The sequence below is a fragment of the Mycobacterium sp. 1245111.1 genome (assembly GCF_001673405.1).
Classification (GTDB): Bacteria; Actinomycetota; Actinomycetes; order Mycobacteriales; family Mycobacteriaceae; genus Mycobacterium.
This window is the reverse complement of record NZ_LZLV01000048.1, coordinates 1-15,631: the sequence shown is the minus strand read 5'-3', so window position 1 is coordinate 15,631 and position 15,631 is coordinate 1. Positions and strand designations below refer to the sequence as shown.

Here is a 15,631-nt window from a genome sequence, read left to right as displayed (position 1 = left end):
GAAAACCGCGGATCGCCAGTCTCTTTCGTCGTCGACGGTGTGCACGCGCATGACGTGGGCCAGGTGCTCGACGACGACGGTGTCGCGATCCGGGTCGGACACCACTGCGCCATGCCACTGCACCGGCGATTCGACGTCGCGGCCACCGCGCGCGCGTCGTTCGCGGTGTACAACACCATGGACGAGGTCGACCGGCTCGTCGCCGGAGTCCGCCGCGCCATCGACTTCTTCGGTAGGGCGTGAGCCGACATGCGCCTCGAGCAGATGTACCAGGAAGTGATCCTCGATCACTACAAGCACCCGCAGCATCGCGGCCTTCGGGAGCCGTTCGGCGCGGAGGTCTATCACAAAAACCCGACGTGCGGCGACGAGATCACGCTGCGGGTGGCACTGTCGGACGACGGCGAGACCGTCACCGATGTCTCCTACGACGGACAGGGCTGCTCGATCAGCCAGGCCGCCACCTCGGTGCTCACCGAGCAGGTAATCGGCCAAAGCGTCGGGCAGGCGTTGAAGACCGTCACCGCGTTCAACGAGATGGTGTCGTCACGCGGGAACGTCGAAGGCGACGAGGATGTGCTGGGTGACGGCGTGGCATTCGCCGGCGTCGCGAAGTATCCGGCTCGGGTGAAATGCGCGCTACTGGGCTGGCTGGCGTTCAAAGATGCGCTGGTCCAGGCGAGCCATGACGTACAGGAGGTCAACCGATGAGTGACATTGCGGCCCCGGACAACGAACTGCTCGGCGACATCGAGGAGGCGATGCGCGATGTCGTAGACCCCGAGCTGGGCATCAACGTCGTCGACCTCGGTCTGGTCTACGGGGTGAACCTCGAAGAGGCCGAGGAGGGCACGGTCGCGTTGATCGACATGACGTTGACGTCACCGGCCTGCCCACTGACCGACGTGATCGAGGACCAATCGCGTAACGCCCTGATCGGCGCGGGCCTGGTCGACGAGCTGCGGATCAACTGGGTCTGGAACCCGCCGTGGGGCCCCGACAAGATCACCGACGACGGCCGCGATCAGCTGCGCGCCCTCGGCTTCACGGTCTGACCTGCTGTAAACGTCCTGTTAAGTCCCCGGTAGCCAGGCGCTCTTACGTCGCGCGCGGGCCGATTAACCCCCAAAATTGGGGGACTGGACTCGAAAGGACCGTTTGATGTTGAAGAAGCTGATGATGGTGGCGGCTTGTGCGGCCGCCGTGGGCATGGGCAGTGGCGTCGCCTACGCAGACGACAATGACCCCCCGCCGACACCGGCCGACTCACCGCCGTCGGGCGGACCGCTGTGCAACGTGATGGGCGGCGACGACGGCACCAAGTGGGAGCTCGCGCCGTGCGGTTGGGCGTACGGGGACGAGAAGGGCTGGTACCGGGTTCCCTAGCCGCCACCACCGAAAACCGCGCTCAGTGTTCACCTGCGCAGGGTGTGAATCCACTCGGCCTTGGCTACCATCGTCAAGGTGACGGACGCCAAAAGAGCTCACGACATCACGCCGCCCGGAAGCAAGGTACCGCCGCACGTCGTCGTGATGTTCGGCGCCACAGGCGATTTGGCGCAACGCAAGCTACTGCCCGGTTTGCTTCATTTGTCGTGCTCGAACCTCGCCCCCGAGATGCGCGTCATCGGAACCTCGCTCGACGAGATCGACAGCGAGCACTTCCGCAAGCTGGCGCACAAGGCCTGCAAGGAGTTCGCTCACCACGCCGTCGCCGACGAGCTTTTTGACCAATTCATCGCCAACTTGACGTTTGTTCCACAGCAGGCGGGCCCGGAAGCCCTTGCCGGCGCGGTCGCCGAGCAGGCGGAGGCCCTCGGTGGTGACGCCCGTCTGCTGCACTACCTGAGCGTGCCGCCCAAAGCGGTGATGCCGGTGATGGACACCCTGCACAAGGCGGACCTGGCCAAGGGCTCGCGGGTCGTCATGGAGAAACCGTTCGGTGTCGACCTGGAGAGCGCGCGCGAACTCAACAAGGCCATCCACGAGCGTTTCGACGAAGAGCAGATCTTCCGCATAGACCACTTCCTCGGCAAAGAAGCCGCCCAGAACATCCTGGCCTTCCGATTCGCCAACGGCCTGTTCGAGCCGATCTGGAACCGCCAATTCATCGACCACATTCAGATCGACGTCCCGGAGCGGCTCACCGTCGAAAACCGCGCCCAGTTCTACGAAGCGGTCGGCGCATTCAAGGACATGGTGGTCACCCACCTGTTCCAGATCCTGGCGTTCGTCGCGATGGAGCCGCCCACCGAGTTGGCGTCCGAAGCGATCAGCAGCGAAAAGAACAAGGTGTTCCGCTCGATGCGTCCGCTCGATCCCAGTCACGTGGTGCGCGGCCAATACCGCGGCTACCGCGACATGCCCGGCGTAGCGCCGGAGTCGGACACCGAGACGTTCATCGCGCTCAAGTGCGAGATCGACAACTGGCGCTGGGCGGGTGTCCCGTTCTTTCTGCGCACCGGCAAGGGGTTGGCAGAGGGACAGCGCATCATCTCGATCGCGTTCCACGAGCCGCCGCGCAGCATGTTCCCACCGGGATCCGGTGTGGGACAAAAGGGCCCGGACCACCTGACCTTCGACCTGGCCGACGTGTCGAAGATGTCGCTGTCGTTCTACGGGAAGCGGCCGGGGCCGGGCATGAAGCTGGACAAGCTGAGCCTGCAGTTCACCATGGAGGAGACCGGCCACGCCGGCGATGTCCTCGAGGCCTACGAGCGTCTGATTCTGGATGCGATGCGCGGCGACCGGACGCTGTACAACAGCGCGGAGGGTATCGAGCGGTTGTGGGAAGTTTCGGCGCCCCTGCTTGAGGACCCGCCACCTGTCCGGAGCTACGACATCGATTCCTGGGGTCCCAACGCCGTACACCCGCTGATCGCGCCGCGATCCTGGCGTCTGCCGTTCGAACGTGGTTGGCGCGGCAAGAAATAACGGCTCGCTTCAGCGCCAGGGTAAGTGGCTGTTTTCGCCCCGCCATCGGGACGGCGGGATCATCGGCGCTTCGCGCAGACCCGACGCCTCGACGTGCCGGAGGGCCGCCGCGAGGTGTTGCTCCATGCGGCGCTGTGCCTTCTGCGGATCTCTTGCCGCGATCGCCGCGGCGATCGCCCGGTGTGATTTGGCGGCTTCGGCGCGGTCGTACTGAGTGATGTCCTGCTCGGCCGCGGCCCAGCGCACCGCCTGCTCCACTGCGGCCAAAACCGTTGTGAGAAGAGGATTTCCGCTGGCTTCGACCACCAGCTCGTGGAATTCGTGATAGCCGGTGCCGTCGGGTGCGATGCCGCCCTCGGCGACGGCGGTGATGCGCTCGCGTTGTGTTGTCGTCGCATGCTCGGCGACGTGAGCGGCGGCGGCGGGTTCGAGCATGATGCGGAACGACAGCAGGTCACCCCAGGTCGCCCCGGTGAGGGTGAACAGCTGCACGAGTGAGCGCGCGACGCGCTCGGGTTCGGGATGGCGGATCCGCACGCCGCTGCGGCCCTGGCTGGTGGTGGTGAGGCCCTCGGCATCCAGCAGCCGCAGTGCCATCCGGACCGTCTCGCGGCTCACTCCCAGCTGACTGATCAATTCGCCCTCGGTGGGCAGGCTGTCACCCGGCGCGAGTTCCCCGGACAGGATCTGCCGGCGCAGGGTGGCGGCGACAACGTCGGGTGCTCGAGAAGGTCTTGCCAGCGTCATACGACTTAGTATACTAAGTAACCATGGTAAATGTCCCCAATACCTCGGTGCTCACCGGCGCATTCCGGCCCATGCGATTCGAGGCCACCGTCGAGGATTGCGTGACGACCTTCGGTGAAATACCCAAAGACCTGGCGGGTGGCTTCTATCGGGTCGGCCCGACCTTCAAACGGCCGACCCGCCAGGGCGCCAACGGACTACTGGCGATGGACGGCATGGTGCAGGGGCTCGTCGTCGACAACGGCCGCGCCGACTTTCGTAACCGATGGGTCCGCACACCCAAGTACTGTCTCGAGGACCAGCATCAGCGGGGGATGTTCTGCTGGTCCGACGGGGAGTGGACCGATTGGCGCAACATCGGTTTCGGCGCCGCCGTGCCCGACGAGTACACCCGCGGAATCCCACAGGGCACCAACAACATCAACTGTTTCCCGTTTGCCGGGGAGATCCTCGCATCCGGCGAACAGGGCAGCCCGCCGGTCGCGCTGGACCCCATCACCCTGCAGACCCGCGGCGTGGTCGGGTGGTCGCCGCAGTTGTCTCGCGGCATCTTCGAGAAGGCCGGCTACGGCGACGGGGCATTCACCGCGCACCCGAAATGGGACAGCGCCAGCGGCACGTTGTACGGCTGGGCGTACAGCAACCACAAGCCATACGTCACCGTCCATGTCGTACAGCCGGATGGCGCGGTCACATCCCGCGAGCTCTGGGATGCTCCCTACTCCTCGGAAGTCCACGACATGTGGTTGACCCGTGACTGGATGGTGTTGCCGTTTCAGGGCTTCGTGTTCGACCCTGACCGTATCCAGCGCGGGCAGTCGGTACAGGGCTGGCATCCCGAGCTGCCCACGATGCTGGCGTTGATACCGCGTGACGACGTCGCGAATGGCGAAATCCGTTGGATCACAGCAGAAATCGAACCGCAGTACGTCATGCATACATTGGCCGCCGACGTCGAGGGCGACACGCTGACTCTGGACGCCCCGATCTTCGAACGCCCGCCGTTCCCGTTGGACATCGACGGATTCCAGGGCGAAGACGTTCAGCTGTTCTTCAACCTGGCCCGCAGCATGCTCGGACGCTGGACGGTCGACGTCACCTCCGGAAGCGTGAAATCCGAACTGCTCGACGACCAGCCCTGCGAACTACCCAAGGTGGACGAACGCTTCTACGGGCACGGCCAGCGGTGGGCCTATCTGATCGGTGGTGACGCCAAGGGCAAGGGCATGCGCATGCACAGCCTGGTGGTCCGTGACCGCCAGTCCGGCAACGAGCAACGGTATCGGCTCCGGCACGAACGACCCTCGCTGGTGATGGAGCCGACCTTCGTACCGCGCACCCCCGATGCCGCCGAAGGCGACGGCTACCTGATGGTGCCGATCTCGCGGTGGACCGAAAACCTCGGCGAGTACGCCATTTTCGACACCGACGACATCACCGTGGGTCCGATCTGCCGGATCGAGATCCCGTTTCTGCTCGGCTTCACCCCACACGGACACTGGATGGACTTCCGATGATTCTCACCGAGACCGAAGAAGCCGAGCTGCGGGCCTCGGTCCATGGCATCGTCGCCGAATTCGGCAACGACTACTTCACCCGCTGCAGCGAAACACTGCAGCATCCCACCGAACTCTGGGACGCCCTGGCCGCGGGCGGATTCGTCGGCGTCAACCTGCCCGAGCAATACGGCGGCGGCGGAATGGGATTGAGCGCACTGAGCGTCGTCGCCGAAGAAGCCGCTGCTGCCGGGTGCCCGCAGATCATGCTGATGATCTCGCCGGGAATCGTCGGTAGCCTGCTGGCCCGGCATGCGACCGACGAGCAGAAGCGGCACTGGCTGGCGCCGATGGCGGCGGGCACGATGAAGATCGCGTTCGCGATCACCGAGCCCGATGCCGGGTCGAACAGCCACCAGCTGGCCACCACCGCGCACCGCGACGGCGACAAGTACCTGATCAGCGGGCAGAAGACCTTCATCACCGCCGCCGACCAGGCCGACGCTTTACTCGTCGTCACCCGCACCGGCACCGATGCCCAAGGCCGCGCGCAACTTTCGTTGTTTCTGGTCGACCGCGACACCCCGGGCATCGACATGCACCGCATTCCGATGACCTTCGAGATCACCGACAAATCCTTCACGGTGTTCTTCGACGACGTCGCGGTTCCCGCGGACCGACTGGTCGGCGGCGAGGGCAACGGACTGCGCGTCGCCTTCGACGGGATGAACCCCGAGCGGGTCATCATTGCTGCGATCTGCAATGGTGTCAGCCGCTACGCGCTCGATAAGGCCGTCGCGTACGCCCGTGAACGCCGGGTCTGGCAGGTCCCGATCGGCGCGCACCAGGGCCTCGCACACCCGTTGGCGGAGGCCAAGATTGGGCTTGAAGCGGCGCGGCTGATGACACGGCACGCGGCCGCGGGCTATGACGCGGGGACCGACGCCGGCGAGTACAGCAACATGGCCAAGTTTCTGTCCGCCGATGCCGCCATCCGCTGCCTCGACCAGGCGATCGAGGTGCACGGCGGCGCCGGCTTCACCCGCGAGGTGGCGCTGGCCAACATGTACGAGTTCGTCCGGCTGTTCAAGACCGTACCGATCAGCCGCGAGATGATCCTCAACCACGTCGCCCAGCACAGCCTCGGGCTGCCGCGATCGTACTAGCGGTCGTGGTGCTTGCCGCCGTGCTCGGGGCAGCTGCCGTTCACGGCGTCCTGCACGTCAATTCTGTTGGCCTGCAAGGCGTTGCTGTTGTCCCGGGTGCCGTGCGCCACCAGGCACTTGCCCTGCGCGATCACGTGCGCGTCGGCCGCTGTCTTCTTGGTGTACTTGGTGGTGTCCGTGACGTTAACGGTCGTCGACGACGGATTACCCTGCGCGTCAGTACCATTCAGCGTGATCGTATTGCCGGCGACGGAGGCGACTTGGCCGTGCGGTGGCACCTGGTGATGTGGTTTGTCGCCGGCCGGGTGCGCGGGTCCGGGGCACTTGCCGTCGACCGCGGCGCTGATTTGCACCCTCCGAGCGTTGACCGGGCTGCCCGCCGGAGCGTCGGCGTGGTCGGGATGAGCCCACACGCAACTGCCGACGGTGACGTCGGTCAGCTGGGCCGGAGTGATCTCCGAAATCGCGGTCGCCGGCGTGAAGTCGACGGTGGTCGGCCCGGATTTGGCGGTGATCTGAATCGTGCCGCCTGACACCGAGTCGATCAGCCCTTTCACCCAGTCGCGGCCCTTGCCGGACGCCGACGGCGTCGACGACGTGGGGGCGCTGCCGCTCGACGTTGCCGGGGCCGGCTTGGTCTCGGTGGAGCTACCGCAGGCGGCGAGCGACACTGCGGTGGCTCCGGTGAGCGCGAGTAACGCGACGCGGGACTGCCGCGAGGTCGAGAGGGTGACAGGCATCGGGGTCCTTTCGGTCGTCGGCCACGGCGGGCGGACGGACTCTGTTAACGGGTTTCACCATCAATCGCGCTGCTGTGTGCAGGCTTTCGCCGGATTAAGAGCGCGCTGTGTATCCGGCCGAAAGGAGTTGGGCGATATCCGGTTTGGCTCAATGGTGACGGTGCAGCCACCACGGCAGGTGGAAGTGGTGGTGCGGACGACCCATCGGTGGGCATGGTTCGATGTCGATCGTCATCGCTTGCAACACACCGCCGTCCAAGCTTCCTTGAGCCGCCATGCACTTGCCGTTCTGAACCGCCTGCGCGTCGACGACGCCATGTTTGGTGTACGTCGTCGTGTTGCTCACGGTGACGGTGGTGTGCGTCGTTTTACCGGCGGGGTCAACGCTGTTGACCTTGATGGCGTTGTCCGCAACCGAGTCCACGATGCCGAAGACGGCTCCGGCCGGATTCGGTGGTGGTGGGCAGTTGTGCGCCACGGCGGGGCTGATCTCCACGGATTGGGCAACGACTGTGCCCTCGGGGCTTTGTGGCACCGGCCTGACATTGACACAACCGCCGGGTTTGACGTCGGTCAGCGCGGCGGAGCTGAGCTCGGTGATCATCGTCTTCGGCGTGAAGTCCACCGTGGCCGCGGTCCGGTTTCGCTGGGTGAGTTCGATTGCGTTGCCGGATACCGATCTGACCAGACCTTCGATGTGGTCTTTGCCGACCGGCGGGGGCGGCGGTGACGGCGGCTTGGGCGCGGGAGGCGGTTGGCTAGCGGCCGGAGGGGGTGCGCTGGCGCCGTGATCGCCCGATGAGTCGCACCCTCCGAGCGCTACCGCGGTAGCTCCGACCAGCATTGAAATCAGGAGCCGATTCCGCAGCGGGCTCGGCGGGCGGGCGGTCATCAAGGGTTCTCCGATCAGGATCGACGAAACGGGGTACCCATTCTCGCCCATCTCTAACGGGGAGGTTGTGTCATGTTTTGGCTGTGCAGGACGTGCGGGGTCGAGCACAGCGCCGCATCCGGCGTGTGCGCGATCTGCGACGACGAACGACAGTGGGTCCCGAGCGAAGGGCAACTGTGGGCGACGCTGGACGACCTGACCGCCGAAGGCATGCGATCCCAGGTCTGGGTCGTCGAAGACGGATTGGTGGCAATTGGCAGTTCACCCGCGTTCGGCATCGGACAGCGAGGCATGCTGGTGTGCTCCGACGACGGCAACGTGTTGTGGGATCCGTCGGGATTCCTCGACGACGACGCGGTGGCGGCCATCGCCGACCGCGGTCCGGTGATCGCGATCGTGGCCAGCCATCCGCACATGTACGGCGCCCAGGTCGAGTGGAGCCACCGGCTGGGTGGCGTTCCGGTGTACGTCAACGCGGCGGACGCCGAGTGGGTCATGCGCGCCGATCCGGTCATCCAGCAGTGGACCGACGTCCTGGAGCTGACGCCGTCGCTGTCGGTGGTCCGGGTGGGCGGGCACTTCCCGGGTAGCGCGGTCGCCTGTTGGACCGCGGGCGCCAACGGCCGCGGAGTGCTGCTGGCCGGCGACACCATCTTTCCCAACCCGGACCGGCGCACGGTCGGGTTCTTGCGCAGCTATCCCAACCGGCTGCCGCTGTCGGCCGCCGTCGTGGAGCGGATGGCCGCCACGCTGGCGCCGCTGCACTTCGATCGCGTCTACGGCCTGTTCACGAACGCCATCGACACCGATGCGCACGCCGCCGTGCAACGCTCGGCCGCGCGGCACGCGGCGTGGGTTCGGGGCGACTACGACCACTTGACCTGACGCGGGGAACACCACCGAACGGCGAAACGTTGAACCACCTGTGACTACCCAAGAACTCACCGCCGCGCAGTTCAACGAAACGATCAACGGCAACGACATCGTGCTCGTCGACTTCTGGGCGTCCTGGTGTGGCCCGTGCCGGCAATTCGCGCCGACCTTTGCCGCGTCCGCCGACAAGCACCCCGACGTCGTGCACGCCAAGGTGGATACCGAAGCCGAGCAGGAACTTGCCGCGGCCGCGCAGATCCGGTCGATTCCCACGCTGATGGCGTTCAAGAAGGGAAAGTTGATCTTCAACCAGGCCGGAGCATTGCCGCCGGCCGCCCTCGAAGACCTCGTCCAGCAGGTGAAGGACTTCGACGTCGACGCCGCCATCGCGACGCAACAGGGCGACCAGTCCTGAGCTAACCGACCAGGCCCGGGTTAACGTTCAACGGTGAACCTGGTCCTCCTCGAACACCCCCGCCCAAACATTGCGCTGATCACCCTGAATCGGCCGGAGCGGATGAACTCCATGGCGTTCGACGTCATGATCCCGCTCAAAGAGGTGCTGGAGAAGGTCACCTACGACAACTCGGTTCGGGTTGTGGTGCTGACCGGCGCCGGCAGGGGCTTCTCCTCGGGTGCCGATCACAAGTCGGCCGGATCGGTGCCGCACGTCCAAGACCTGACCCGACCCACCTACGCGCTGCGCTCGATGGAGGTCCTCGACGACGTCATCTTGGCCTTGCGCAAGCTGCACCAGCCGGTGATCGCCGCGGTCAACGGCGCCGCCATCGGCGGCGGGCTGTGTCTGGCGCTGGCCGCCGACATCCGTATCGCGGCGCACGGGGCGTATTTCCGCGCCGCCGGCATCAACAACGGGTTGACCGCCAGCGAGCTGGGGTTGAGCTATCTACTACCGCGCGCCATCGGCTCGTCGCGCGCGTTCGAGATCATGCTGACCGGTCGCGACATCGACGCCGAGGAAGCCGAGCGGATCGGGTTGGTGTCCCGTCAGGTCCCCGACGACCGGCTGCTGGAGACCTGTTACGACATCGCCGACCGAATCGCCGCGTTCTCCCGGCCGGGCGTCGAGTTGACCAAGCGCACGCTATGGAGTGGACTGGACGCCGCTAGCCTGGGAGGGCACATGCAGGCCGAAGGCTTGGGACAGCTCTTCGTCCGCCTGCTCACCGGCAACTTCGAAGAAGCGGTTGCCGCGCGCGCCGAGAAGCGCCCGCCGGTTTTCACCGACGACAAGTAATCCATCCGTGCAAGGAGAGTGACCGTGATCACGGCTACGGACCTCGAGGTCCGCGCAGGTGCGCGCACTCTCCTCTATGCCGACGGCCCCGCCCTGCGGATCCAGCCCGGCGATCGGATCGGGTTGGTCGGGCGCAACGGTGCGGGCAAGACAACGACGCTGCGCATCCTCGCGGGCGAGGGGGAGCCCTACGCGGGTGCCGTGACACGGACCGGCGAGATCGGTTATCTGCCGCAGGATCCCAAGGAGGGCGACCTCGACGTGCTGGCCCGCGACCGGGTGCTGTCGGCCCGCGGCCTCGACACCCTGCTCACCGAGCTGGAGAAGCAGCAGGCGCTGATGGCCGAAGTCGCCGACGACGACGCCCGCGACCGGGCCATCCGTAAATACGGCCAACTCGAGGAACGCTTCGCCGCGCTCGGCGGCTACGGCGCCGAGAGCGAAGCGGGTCGCATCTGCGCAAGCCTCGGTTTACCCGACCGCATCCTCACCCAGCAGCTGCGCACCCTGTCCGGCGGCCAGCGCCGCCGGGTCGAGTTGGCCCGCATCCTGTTCGCGGCATCCGACACCGGCGCAGGTTCGGCGACCACACTGCTACTCGACGAGCCGACCAACCACCTCGACGCCGACTCGATCGGCTGGCTGCGGGACTTCCTGCGCAACCACACCGGCGGGCTCGTGGTGATCAGCCACAACGTCGACCTGCTCGCCGACGTGGTCAACCGGGTCTGGTTCCTCGACGCGGTCCGCGGCGAAGCCGACGTCTATAACATGGGTTGGCAGAAATACCTCGACGCCCGCGCCACCGACGAACAACGTCGCCGACGGGAACGCGCCAACGCCGAGCGCAAGGCCACCGCCTTGCGGGCCCAGGCCGCGAAGATGGGCGCAAAGGCCACCAAAGCCGTTGCGGCACAGAACATGCTGCGTCGTGCCGACCGGATGATGGCCGCGCTCGACGCCGAGCGGGTGGCCGACAAGGTGGCCCGGATCAAATTCCCGAGCCCGTCGGCGTGCGGACGCACCCCGCTGACGGCGTCGGGACTGACGAAGACCTACGGGTCGCTCGAGATCTTCACCGGGGTCGATTTAGCGATCGATCGCGGTTCCCGGGTGGTGGTGCTCGGACTCAACGGTGCCGGCAAGACGACGCTGTTGCGTTTGCTTGCAGGTGTCGAACAAGCCGATGCCGGGACGATCGAGCCCGGACATGGTTTGAAAATCGGCTATTTCGCGCAGGAGCACGACACCCTCGACGATGCCGCGAGCGTGTGGGAGAACATTCGCCACGCCGCACCGGACTCTGGTGAGCAGGATCTGCGCGGCCTGCTCGGCGCGTTCATGTTCACCGGGCCCCAACTCGACCAGCCGGCCGGCACGCTCTCCGGCGGTGAGAAGACCCGGCTGGCGCTCGCCGGTCTGGTGGCGTCCACCGCCAACGTGTTGCTGCTCGACGAGCCGACCAACAACCTCGACCCTGCCTCGCGCGAACAGGTTTTGGATGCGTTGCGTAGTTACGCCGGGGCGGTCGTGCTTGTCACCCACGACCCCGGCGCCGCCGAAGCGCTCGACCCGCAGCGCGTCGTGCTGCTGCCGGACGGCACCGAAGATCATTGGTCCGACGAGTACCGGGATCTCATCGAGCTCGCCTGACCGCGGCGCCCAATCTTTGCGCCGTAGCACAGGATTTGGTCAATCCGCCCCGCGCGTTCACCCAGGTTCTTACTCTGTGTTCCTGGGGCTCCAAGTTGAACCGGGGAGGGTTTATGAGGAAGACGAAAAAGCCACGCGATCAGGTGCTGCGTGAATTGCGCAGTGCCTACGAGGGTGGAGCCAGCATTCGGACGCTGGTCGGATCGACCGGTCGATCGTACGGATCGATACACAGCATGCTGCGCGAGTCCGGCACCACGATGCGCAGTCGCGGCGGTCCCAACCACCGCACCCGAACGCGTTAAGCGCGCGTCGAATTAGCCTGCCGGACGGAACCCTCCACCAGATCGAGGACGGCGGTAAGCAACTCAGTGTCTTCACCGGAGGCAACCTTTGCCACCAGCCCGTCCAGCACCAGGTCCAGATAGCACTGCAGCACATCGCTGGGGATGTCGTCACGCACCCGGCCGGCCAGCTTCTGACGACGCAACCGCTCGATCGTCGCCGCCGCCAGCTCCGCCGACCGGTCTGTCCACTCCTTGTTGAACTCCGGTTCGTGGCGCAGCTTTCGCGCGATCTCCAATCGCGTGGCGAGCCAGTCGAACTGTTCAGGGGCCGCCAGCATGTCGCGCATCACCTGGACCAGGCCCTCGCGCGACGCGACGTCAGCCATCCGCCCGGCATCCTCGTGGGCCAGCTCGAAGAACAGCGTGTCCTTGTCGCGGAAGTGATGGAAGATCGCCCCCCGCGACAAGCCGATCGCCTGCTCGAGGCGGCGCACCGTCGCACCGTCGTATCCGAACTCGGCGAAGCAGCGGCGGGCGCCGTCAAGAATCTGACGGCGCCGGGCCGCCAGATGATCCTGGCTGACCTTGGGCAAGGCTGCAGCCTCCGCGTCGGCTAGCTCGTCCGGTGGCGACCCGCGGCGCCCGGCTGCGCCGGGCTTGCGATCGCCACTAGTTGGCCTTGAGCATGTTGCGCAACACGTACTGCAAGATGCCGCCGTTGCGGTAGTAATCGGCTTCACCAGGAGTATCGATGCGCACCACGGCGTCGAATTCGACTGTCTCACCGCCATCTTTGACGGCTTTCACGTGCACCGTCTTGGGTGTCTTGCCCTTGTTGAGCTCTTCGATGCCGGTGATGTCGAACACCTCGGTGCCGTCCAGGCCCAGGTCTTTGGCTGACTGGCCTTCCGGGAACTGCAGCGGGATGACACCCATGCCGATCAGGTTGGACCGGTGGATGCGTTCGAACGACTCGGTGATCACCGCGCGCACGCCGAGCAGCCGGGTGCCCTTGGCCGCCCAGTCTCGTGACGAGCCGGAGCCGTACTCCTTGCCACCCAGGACCACCAGCGGAATGTCTTGTGCCGCATAGTTTTGCGCCGCGTCGAAGATGAAGGCCTGCGGGCCGCCGTCCTGAGTGAAGTCGCGGGTGTAGCCGCCCGAGACATCGTCAAGGAGCTGGTTGCGCAGCCGGATGTTGGCGAACGTGCCGCGGATCATCACCTCGTGATTGCCCCGCCGTGAACCCAGCGAGTTGTAGTCCTTGCGGGCCACGCCGTGCTCGTCGAGGTACAGCGCCGCCGGAGTGCCCGGCTTGATGCTTCCCGCCGGCGAGATGTGGTCGGTGGTCACCGAATCGCCCAGCAGTGCAAGGACTCTGGCGCCTTTGATGTCCGACACCGGCTCCGGCTCGGCCGGCATGCCGTCGAAGTACGGAGCCTTGCGCACGTAGGTGGAACTGTCGCTCCACTCGAAGGTGTTGCCCTCCGGCGTCGGCAGCGAGCGCCACCGCTCGTCACCCTTGAACACGTCGGCGTACGAGCTGACGAACATCTCGCGGTTGATCGACGACGCGATGGTCTCCTGGATCTCCTCGGTCGTCGGCCAGATGTCCTTCAGGAACACATCGTTGCCGTCGTTGTCTTGACCCAGCGGGTCGGTCTCGAAGTCGAAGTCCATGGTGCCCGCGATGGCGTAGGCGATCACGAGCGGCGGCGAGGCCAGGTAGTTCATCTTGACGTCGGGGGAGATGCGGCCTTCGAAGTTCCGGTTGCCCGACAGCACCGCGGTGACCGACAGGTCGTTGTCGTTGACCGCCTTGGAGATTTCGTCGGGCAGCGGACCGGTGTTGCCGATGCAAGTGGTGCAGCCGTAGCCACCGAGGTAGAAGCCCAGCTTCTCCAGGTAGGGCCACAGGCCGGCCTTGTTGTAGTAGTCGGTGACCACCTGCGAACCGGGGGCCATGTTGGTCTTCACCCACGGCTTGGAAGTCAAGCCCTTCTCGACGGCGTTGCGGGCCAACAACGCCGCGCCGAGCATTACCTCGGGGTTGGAGGTGTTGGTGCACGACGTGATCCCAGCGACGACGACCGCGCCGTGGTCGAGAACGAAGTTGCCACGTTCTGCCGAGCTCACCTTCACCGGCTTGGTGGGGCGCCCGTCGCAGCCGTTGGCGGCGCTGGGCGTCACGTCGACGGCTCCGTCGTCGGCGAACGACAGCGCCACCGAGTCGCTGGCCGGGAACGACTCCGCGACCGCCTCGTCGAGGGCCGTTTCGGGAGCGGCGTGGTTCTCTTCCACGTAGTTGTGGATGTCCTTGCGGAAAGCAACCTTGGCTTCCGACAACAGGATTCGGTCCTGGGGGCGCTTCGGTCCGGCGATCGACGGCACCACCGTGGACAGGTCGAGCTCGATGTACTCCGAGTACTTCGGCTCACGGTCCGCGTCGTGCCACATGCCCTGCTGCTTGGCGTACGCCTCGACCAAAGCCAACTGCTCCTCGGTGCGGCCGGTCAACGTCAGGTACTTGATGGTTTCTTCGTCGATCGGGAAAATGGCTGCGGTGGAGCCGAATTCGGGGCTCATGTTGCCCAGTGTGGCTCGGTTGGCCAGCGGCACTTCGGCCACGCCGGCGCCGTAGAACTCGACGAACTTGCCGACCACGCCGTGCTTGCGCAGCATCTCGGTGACGGTCAGCACCACGTCCGTCGCGGTGACTCCTGGCTTGATCTCGCCGGTCAGCTTGAACCCGACGACCCGGGGGATCAACATCGAGACGGGCTGACCGAGCATCGCGGCCTCGGCCTCGATACCTCCCACACCCCAACCGAGTACGCCCAGGCCGTTGACCATGGTGGTGTGGCTGTCGGTGCCTACGCAGGTGTCGGGGTAGGCGACACCGTCACGCACCATCACCGTGCGGGCGAGGTATTCGATGTTGACCTGGTGCACGATGCCGGTTCCCGGCGGCACCACCTTGAAGTCGTCGAATGCGCGCTGGCCCCAACGCAGGAACTGATAACGCTCACCGTTGCGCTCGTACTCGAGTTCGACGTTGCGCTCGAACGCGTCGGCGGTGCCGAATACGTCAAGGATCACCGAGTGGTCGATCACCAGCTCGGCGGGGGCGAGGGGATTGACCTTCTCCGGGTCGCCGCCCAGACCGGCGACGGCTTCGCGCATGGTGGCCAGGTCGACCACGCACGGGACGCCGGTGAAGTCCTGCATGACCACTCGCGCGGGGGTGAACTGAATTTCGATGCTGGGTTCGGCGTTGGGATCCCAGTTCGCGATCGCCTCGATGTGCTGCTTGGTGATGTTGGCGCCGTCTTCGTTGCGGAGCAGGTTCTCGGCAAGCACTTTGAGGCTGTAAGGAAGCTTCTCGGTGCCCGGAACCGCGTCCAACCGATAGATCTCGTAACTGTCGCCGCCGACGAGACGAATGTCGGGAGTTGATGTGAGCAACAAAGATTCGGTGAATTCATTCGGAGCCCGCGACACCTTGAAAGTCGGCGGCGACTTTTACGAGATTTTTCGGTTTGCGGGGGTTCGGGTCACCGAGAAGCTTCATTACAGCCTAAATGT

General features: G+C 65.6%; 18 protein-coding genes. 13 read left to right on the top strand and 5 right to left on the bottom strand.

What is annotated here, in order from left to right; genetic code table 11:
• From A5658_RS09835 to zwf, 5 genes are all read left to right on the top strand, one after another.
• The coding region (locus A5658_RS09835; protein ID WP_156751339.1) for an aminotransferase class V-fold PLP-dependent enzyme at nucleotides 1–243 on the top strand (243 nt) is incomplete at its 5' end.
• A 6-nt stretch (nucleotides 244–249) separates the two neighbouring features.
• A complete protein-coding gene (sufU, locus tag A5658_RS09830) occupies nucleotides 250–711 on the top strand; it encodes a Fe-S cluster assembly sulfur transfer protein SufU (RefSeq protein WP_067333473.1) in 462 nt (153 codons plus the stop codon).
• Nucleotides 708–1,055, top strand: coding sequence for a metal-sulfur cluster assembly factor (locus tag A5658_RS09825; RefSeq protein WP_067333471.1), 348 nt, complete (start codon nucleotides 708–710; stop codon nucleotides 1,053–1,055). Before sufU ends, A5658_RS09825 begins: the two co-directional genes overlap by 4 nt.
• Nucleotides 1,056–1,161: 106 nt before the next feature.
• A complete protein-coding gene (locus tag A5658_RS09820) occupies nucleotides 1,162–1,386 on the top strand; it encodes a hypothetical protein (RefSeq protein WP_067333469.1) in 225 nt (74 codons plus the stop codon).
• Between the two features lie 147 nt (nucleotides 1,387–1,533).
• Entirely contained in the window at nucleotides 1,534–2,934 is a 1,401-nt protein-coding gene (gene zwf / locus A5658_RS09815; RefSeq protein ID WP_067333485.1) for a glucose-6-phosphate dehydrogenase, read from the top strand.
• Between the two features lie 9 nt (nucleotides 2,935–2,943).
• Here the strand turns inward: zwf and A5658_RS09810 are convergent, their stop codons facing one another.
• Nucleotides 2,944–3,681: a FadR/GntR family transcriptional regulator gene (locus A5658_RS09810; protein ID WP_067333467.1), complete on the bottom strand. Its 738-nt coding sequence runs from the start codon at nucleotides 3,679–3,681 to the stop codon at nucleotides 2,944–2,946.
• 23 nt (nucleotides 3,682–3,704) lie between these two features.
• On the opposite strand from A5658_RS09810, the gene A5658_RS09805 reads away from it, so the two are divergent.
• Entirely contained in the window at nucleotides 3,705–5,198 is a 1,494-nt protein-coding gene (locus A5658_RS09805) for a carotenoid oxygenase family protein (RefSeq protein WP_197503089.1), read from the top strand.
• Nucleotides 5,195–6,343, top strand: a complete 1,149-nt coding sequence (locus A5658_RS09800) for an acyl-CoA dehydrogenase family protein (protein ID WP_067333464.1) — start codon at nucleotides 5,195–5,197, stop codon at nucleotides 6,341–6,343. The genes A5658_RS09805 and A5658_RS09800 overlap by 4 nt, the downstream gene beginning before the upstream one ends.
• On the opposite strand, the gene A5658_RS09795 is transcribed toward A5658_RS09800, so the two are convergent.
• A complete protein-coding gene (locus tag A5658_RS09795; RefSeq protein ID WP_067333462.1) occupies nucleotides 6,340–7,083 on the bottom strand; it encodes a DUF5666 domain-containing protein in 744 nt (247 codons plus the stop codon). The genes A5658_RS09800 and A5658_RS09795 overlap by 4 nt on opposite strands.
• 148 nt (nucleotides 7,084–7,231) lie before the next feature.
• A complete protein-coding gene (locus A5658_RS09790; RefSeq protein ID WP_067333479.1) occupies nucleotides 7,232–7,975 on the bottom strand; it encodes a DUF5666 domain-containing protein in 744 nt (247 codons plus the stop codon).
• A gap of 72 nt (nucleotides 7,976–8,047) precedes the next feature.
• Here A5658_RS09790 and A5658_RS09785 point away from each other — a divergent pair, with 72 nt between their 5' ends.
• From A5658_RS09785 to A5658_RS27460, 5 genes are all read left to right on the top strand, one after another.
• Nucleotides 8,048–8,860, top strand: coding sequence for an MBL fold metallo-hydrolase (locus tag A5658_RS09785; protein ID WP_067333459.1), 813 nt, complete (start codon nucleotides 8,048–8,050; stop codon nucleotides 8,858–8,860).
• 40 nt (nucleotides 8,861–8,900) lie between these two features.
• A complete protein-coding gene (gene trxA / locus A5658_RS09780; protein ID WP_067333457.1) occupies nucleotides 8,901–9,263 on the top strand; it encodes a thioredoxin in 363 nt (120 codons plus the stop codon).
• A gap of 33 nt (nucleotides 9,264–9,296) precedes the next feature.
• Entirely contained in the window at nucleotides 9,297–10,106 is an 810-nt protein-coding gene (locus tag A5658_RS09775; protein ID WP_067333454.1) for an enoyl-CoA hydratase, read from the top strand.
• Nucleotides 10,107–10,130: 24 nt separating this feature from the next.
• On the top strand, nucleotides 10,131–11,759 hold the full coding sequence (locus tag A5658_RS09770; protein WP_067333477.1) for an ABC-F family ATP-binding cassette domain-containing protein: 1,629 nt from the start codon (nucleotides 10,131–10,133) through the stop codon (nucleotides 11,757–11,759).
• A 113-nt stretch (nucleotides 11,760–11,872) separates the two neighbouring features.
• A complete protein-coding gene (locus A5658_RS27460) occupies nucleotides 11,873–12,064 on the top strand; it encodes a helix-turn-helix domain-containing protein (RefSeq protein ID WP_082993061.1) in 192 nt (63 codons plus the stop codon).
• Here the strand turns inward: A5658_RS27460 and A5658_RS09765 are convergent.
• Nucleotides 12,061–12,639 carry a TetR/AcrR family transcriptional regulator gene (locus A5658_RS09765; RefSeq protein ID WP_067333452.1) on the bottom strand — a complete coding sequence of 193 codons (579 nt, stop codon included), beginning with the start codon at nucleotides 12,637–12,639 and terminating at the stop codon, nucleotides 12,061–12,063. The genes A5658_RS27460 and A5658_RS09765 overlap by 4 nt on opposite strands.
• A gap of 76 nt (nucleotides 12,640–12,715) precedes the next feature.
• Complete coding sequence (gene acnA / locus A5658_RS09760) at nucleotides 12,716–15,511, bottom strand: aconitate hydratase AcnA (protein ID WP_231997265.1); 2,796 nt, start codon at nucleotides 15,509–15,511, stop codon at nucleotides 12,716–12,718.
• Here acnA and A5658_RS29305 point away from each other — a divergent pair.
• A partial coding sequence (locus A5658_RS29305) for a hypothetical protein (protein WP_369830506.1) occupies nucleotides 15,489–15,631 on the top strand: 143 nt, incomplete at its 3' end. The genes acnA and A5658_RS29305 overlap by 23 nt on opposite strands.

Excerpts from the sequence above, each read along its gene's own strand:
- sufU (WP_067333473.1), top strand. The coding sequence starts at position 250 with ATGCGCCTCGAGCAGATGTACCAGGAAGTGATCCTCGATCACTACAAG.
- A5658_RS09825 (WP_067333471.1), top strand. The coding sequence starts at position 708 with ATGAGTGACATTGCGGCCCCGGACAACGAACTGCTCGGCGACATCGAG.
- A5658_RS09820 (WP_067333469.1), top strand. The coding sequence starts at position 1,162 with ATGTTGAAGAAGCTGATGATGGTGGCGGCTTGTGCGGCCGCCGTGGGC.
- zwf (WP_067333485.1), top strand. The coding sequence starts at position 1,534 with ATGTTCGGCGCCACAGGCGATTTGGCGCAACGCAAGCTACTGCCCGGT.
- A5658_RS09810 (WP_067333467.1), bottom strand. The coding sequence starts at position 3,681 with ATGACGCTGGCAAGACCTTCTCGAGCACCCGACGTTGTCGCCGCCACC.
- A5658_RS09805 (WP_197503089.1), top strand. The coding sequence starts at position 3,705 with ATGGTAAATGTCCCCAATACCTCGGTGCTCACCGGCGCATTCCGGCCC.
- A5658_RS09800 (WP_067333464.1), top strand. The coding sequence starts at position 5,195 with ATGATTCTCACCGAGACCGAAGAAGCCGAGCTGCGGGCCTCGGTCCAT.
- A5658_RS09795 (WP_067333462.1), bottom strand. The coding sequence starts at position 7,083 with ATGCCTGTCACCCTCTCGACCTCGCGGCAGTCCCGCGTCGCGTTACTC.
- A5658_RS09790 (WP_067333479.1), bottom strand. The coding sequence starts at position 7,975 with ATGACCGCCCGCCCGCCGAGCCCGCTGCGGAATCGGCTCCTGATTTCA.
- A5658_RS09785 (WP_067333459.1), top strand. The coding sequence starts at position 8,048 with ATGTTTTGGCTGTGCAGGACGTGCGGGGTCGAGCACAGCGCCGCATCC.
- A5658_RS27460 (WP_082993061.1), top strand. The coding sequence starts at position 11,873 with ATGAGGAAGACGAAAAAGCCACGCGATCAGGTGCTGCGTGAATTGCGC.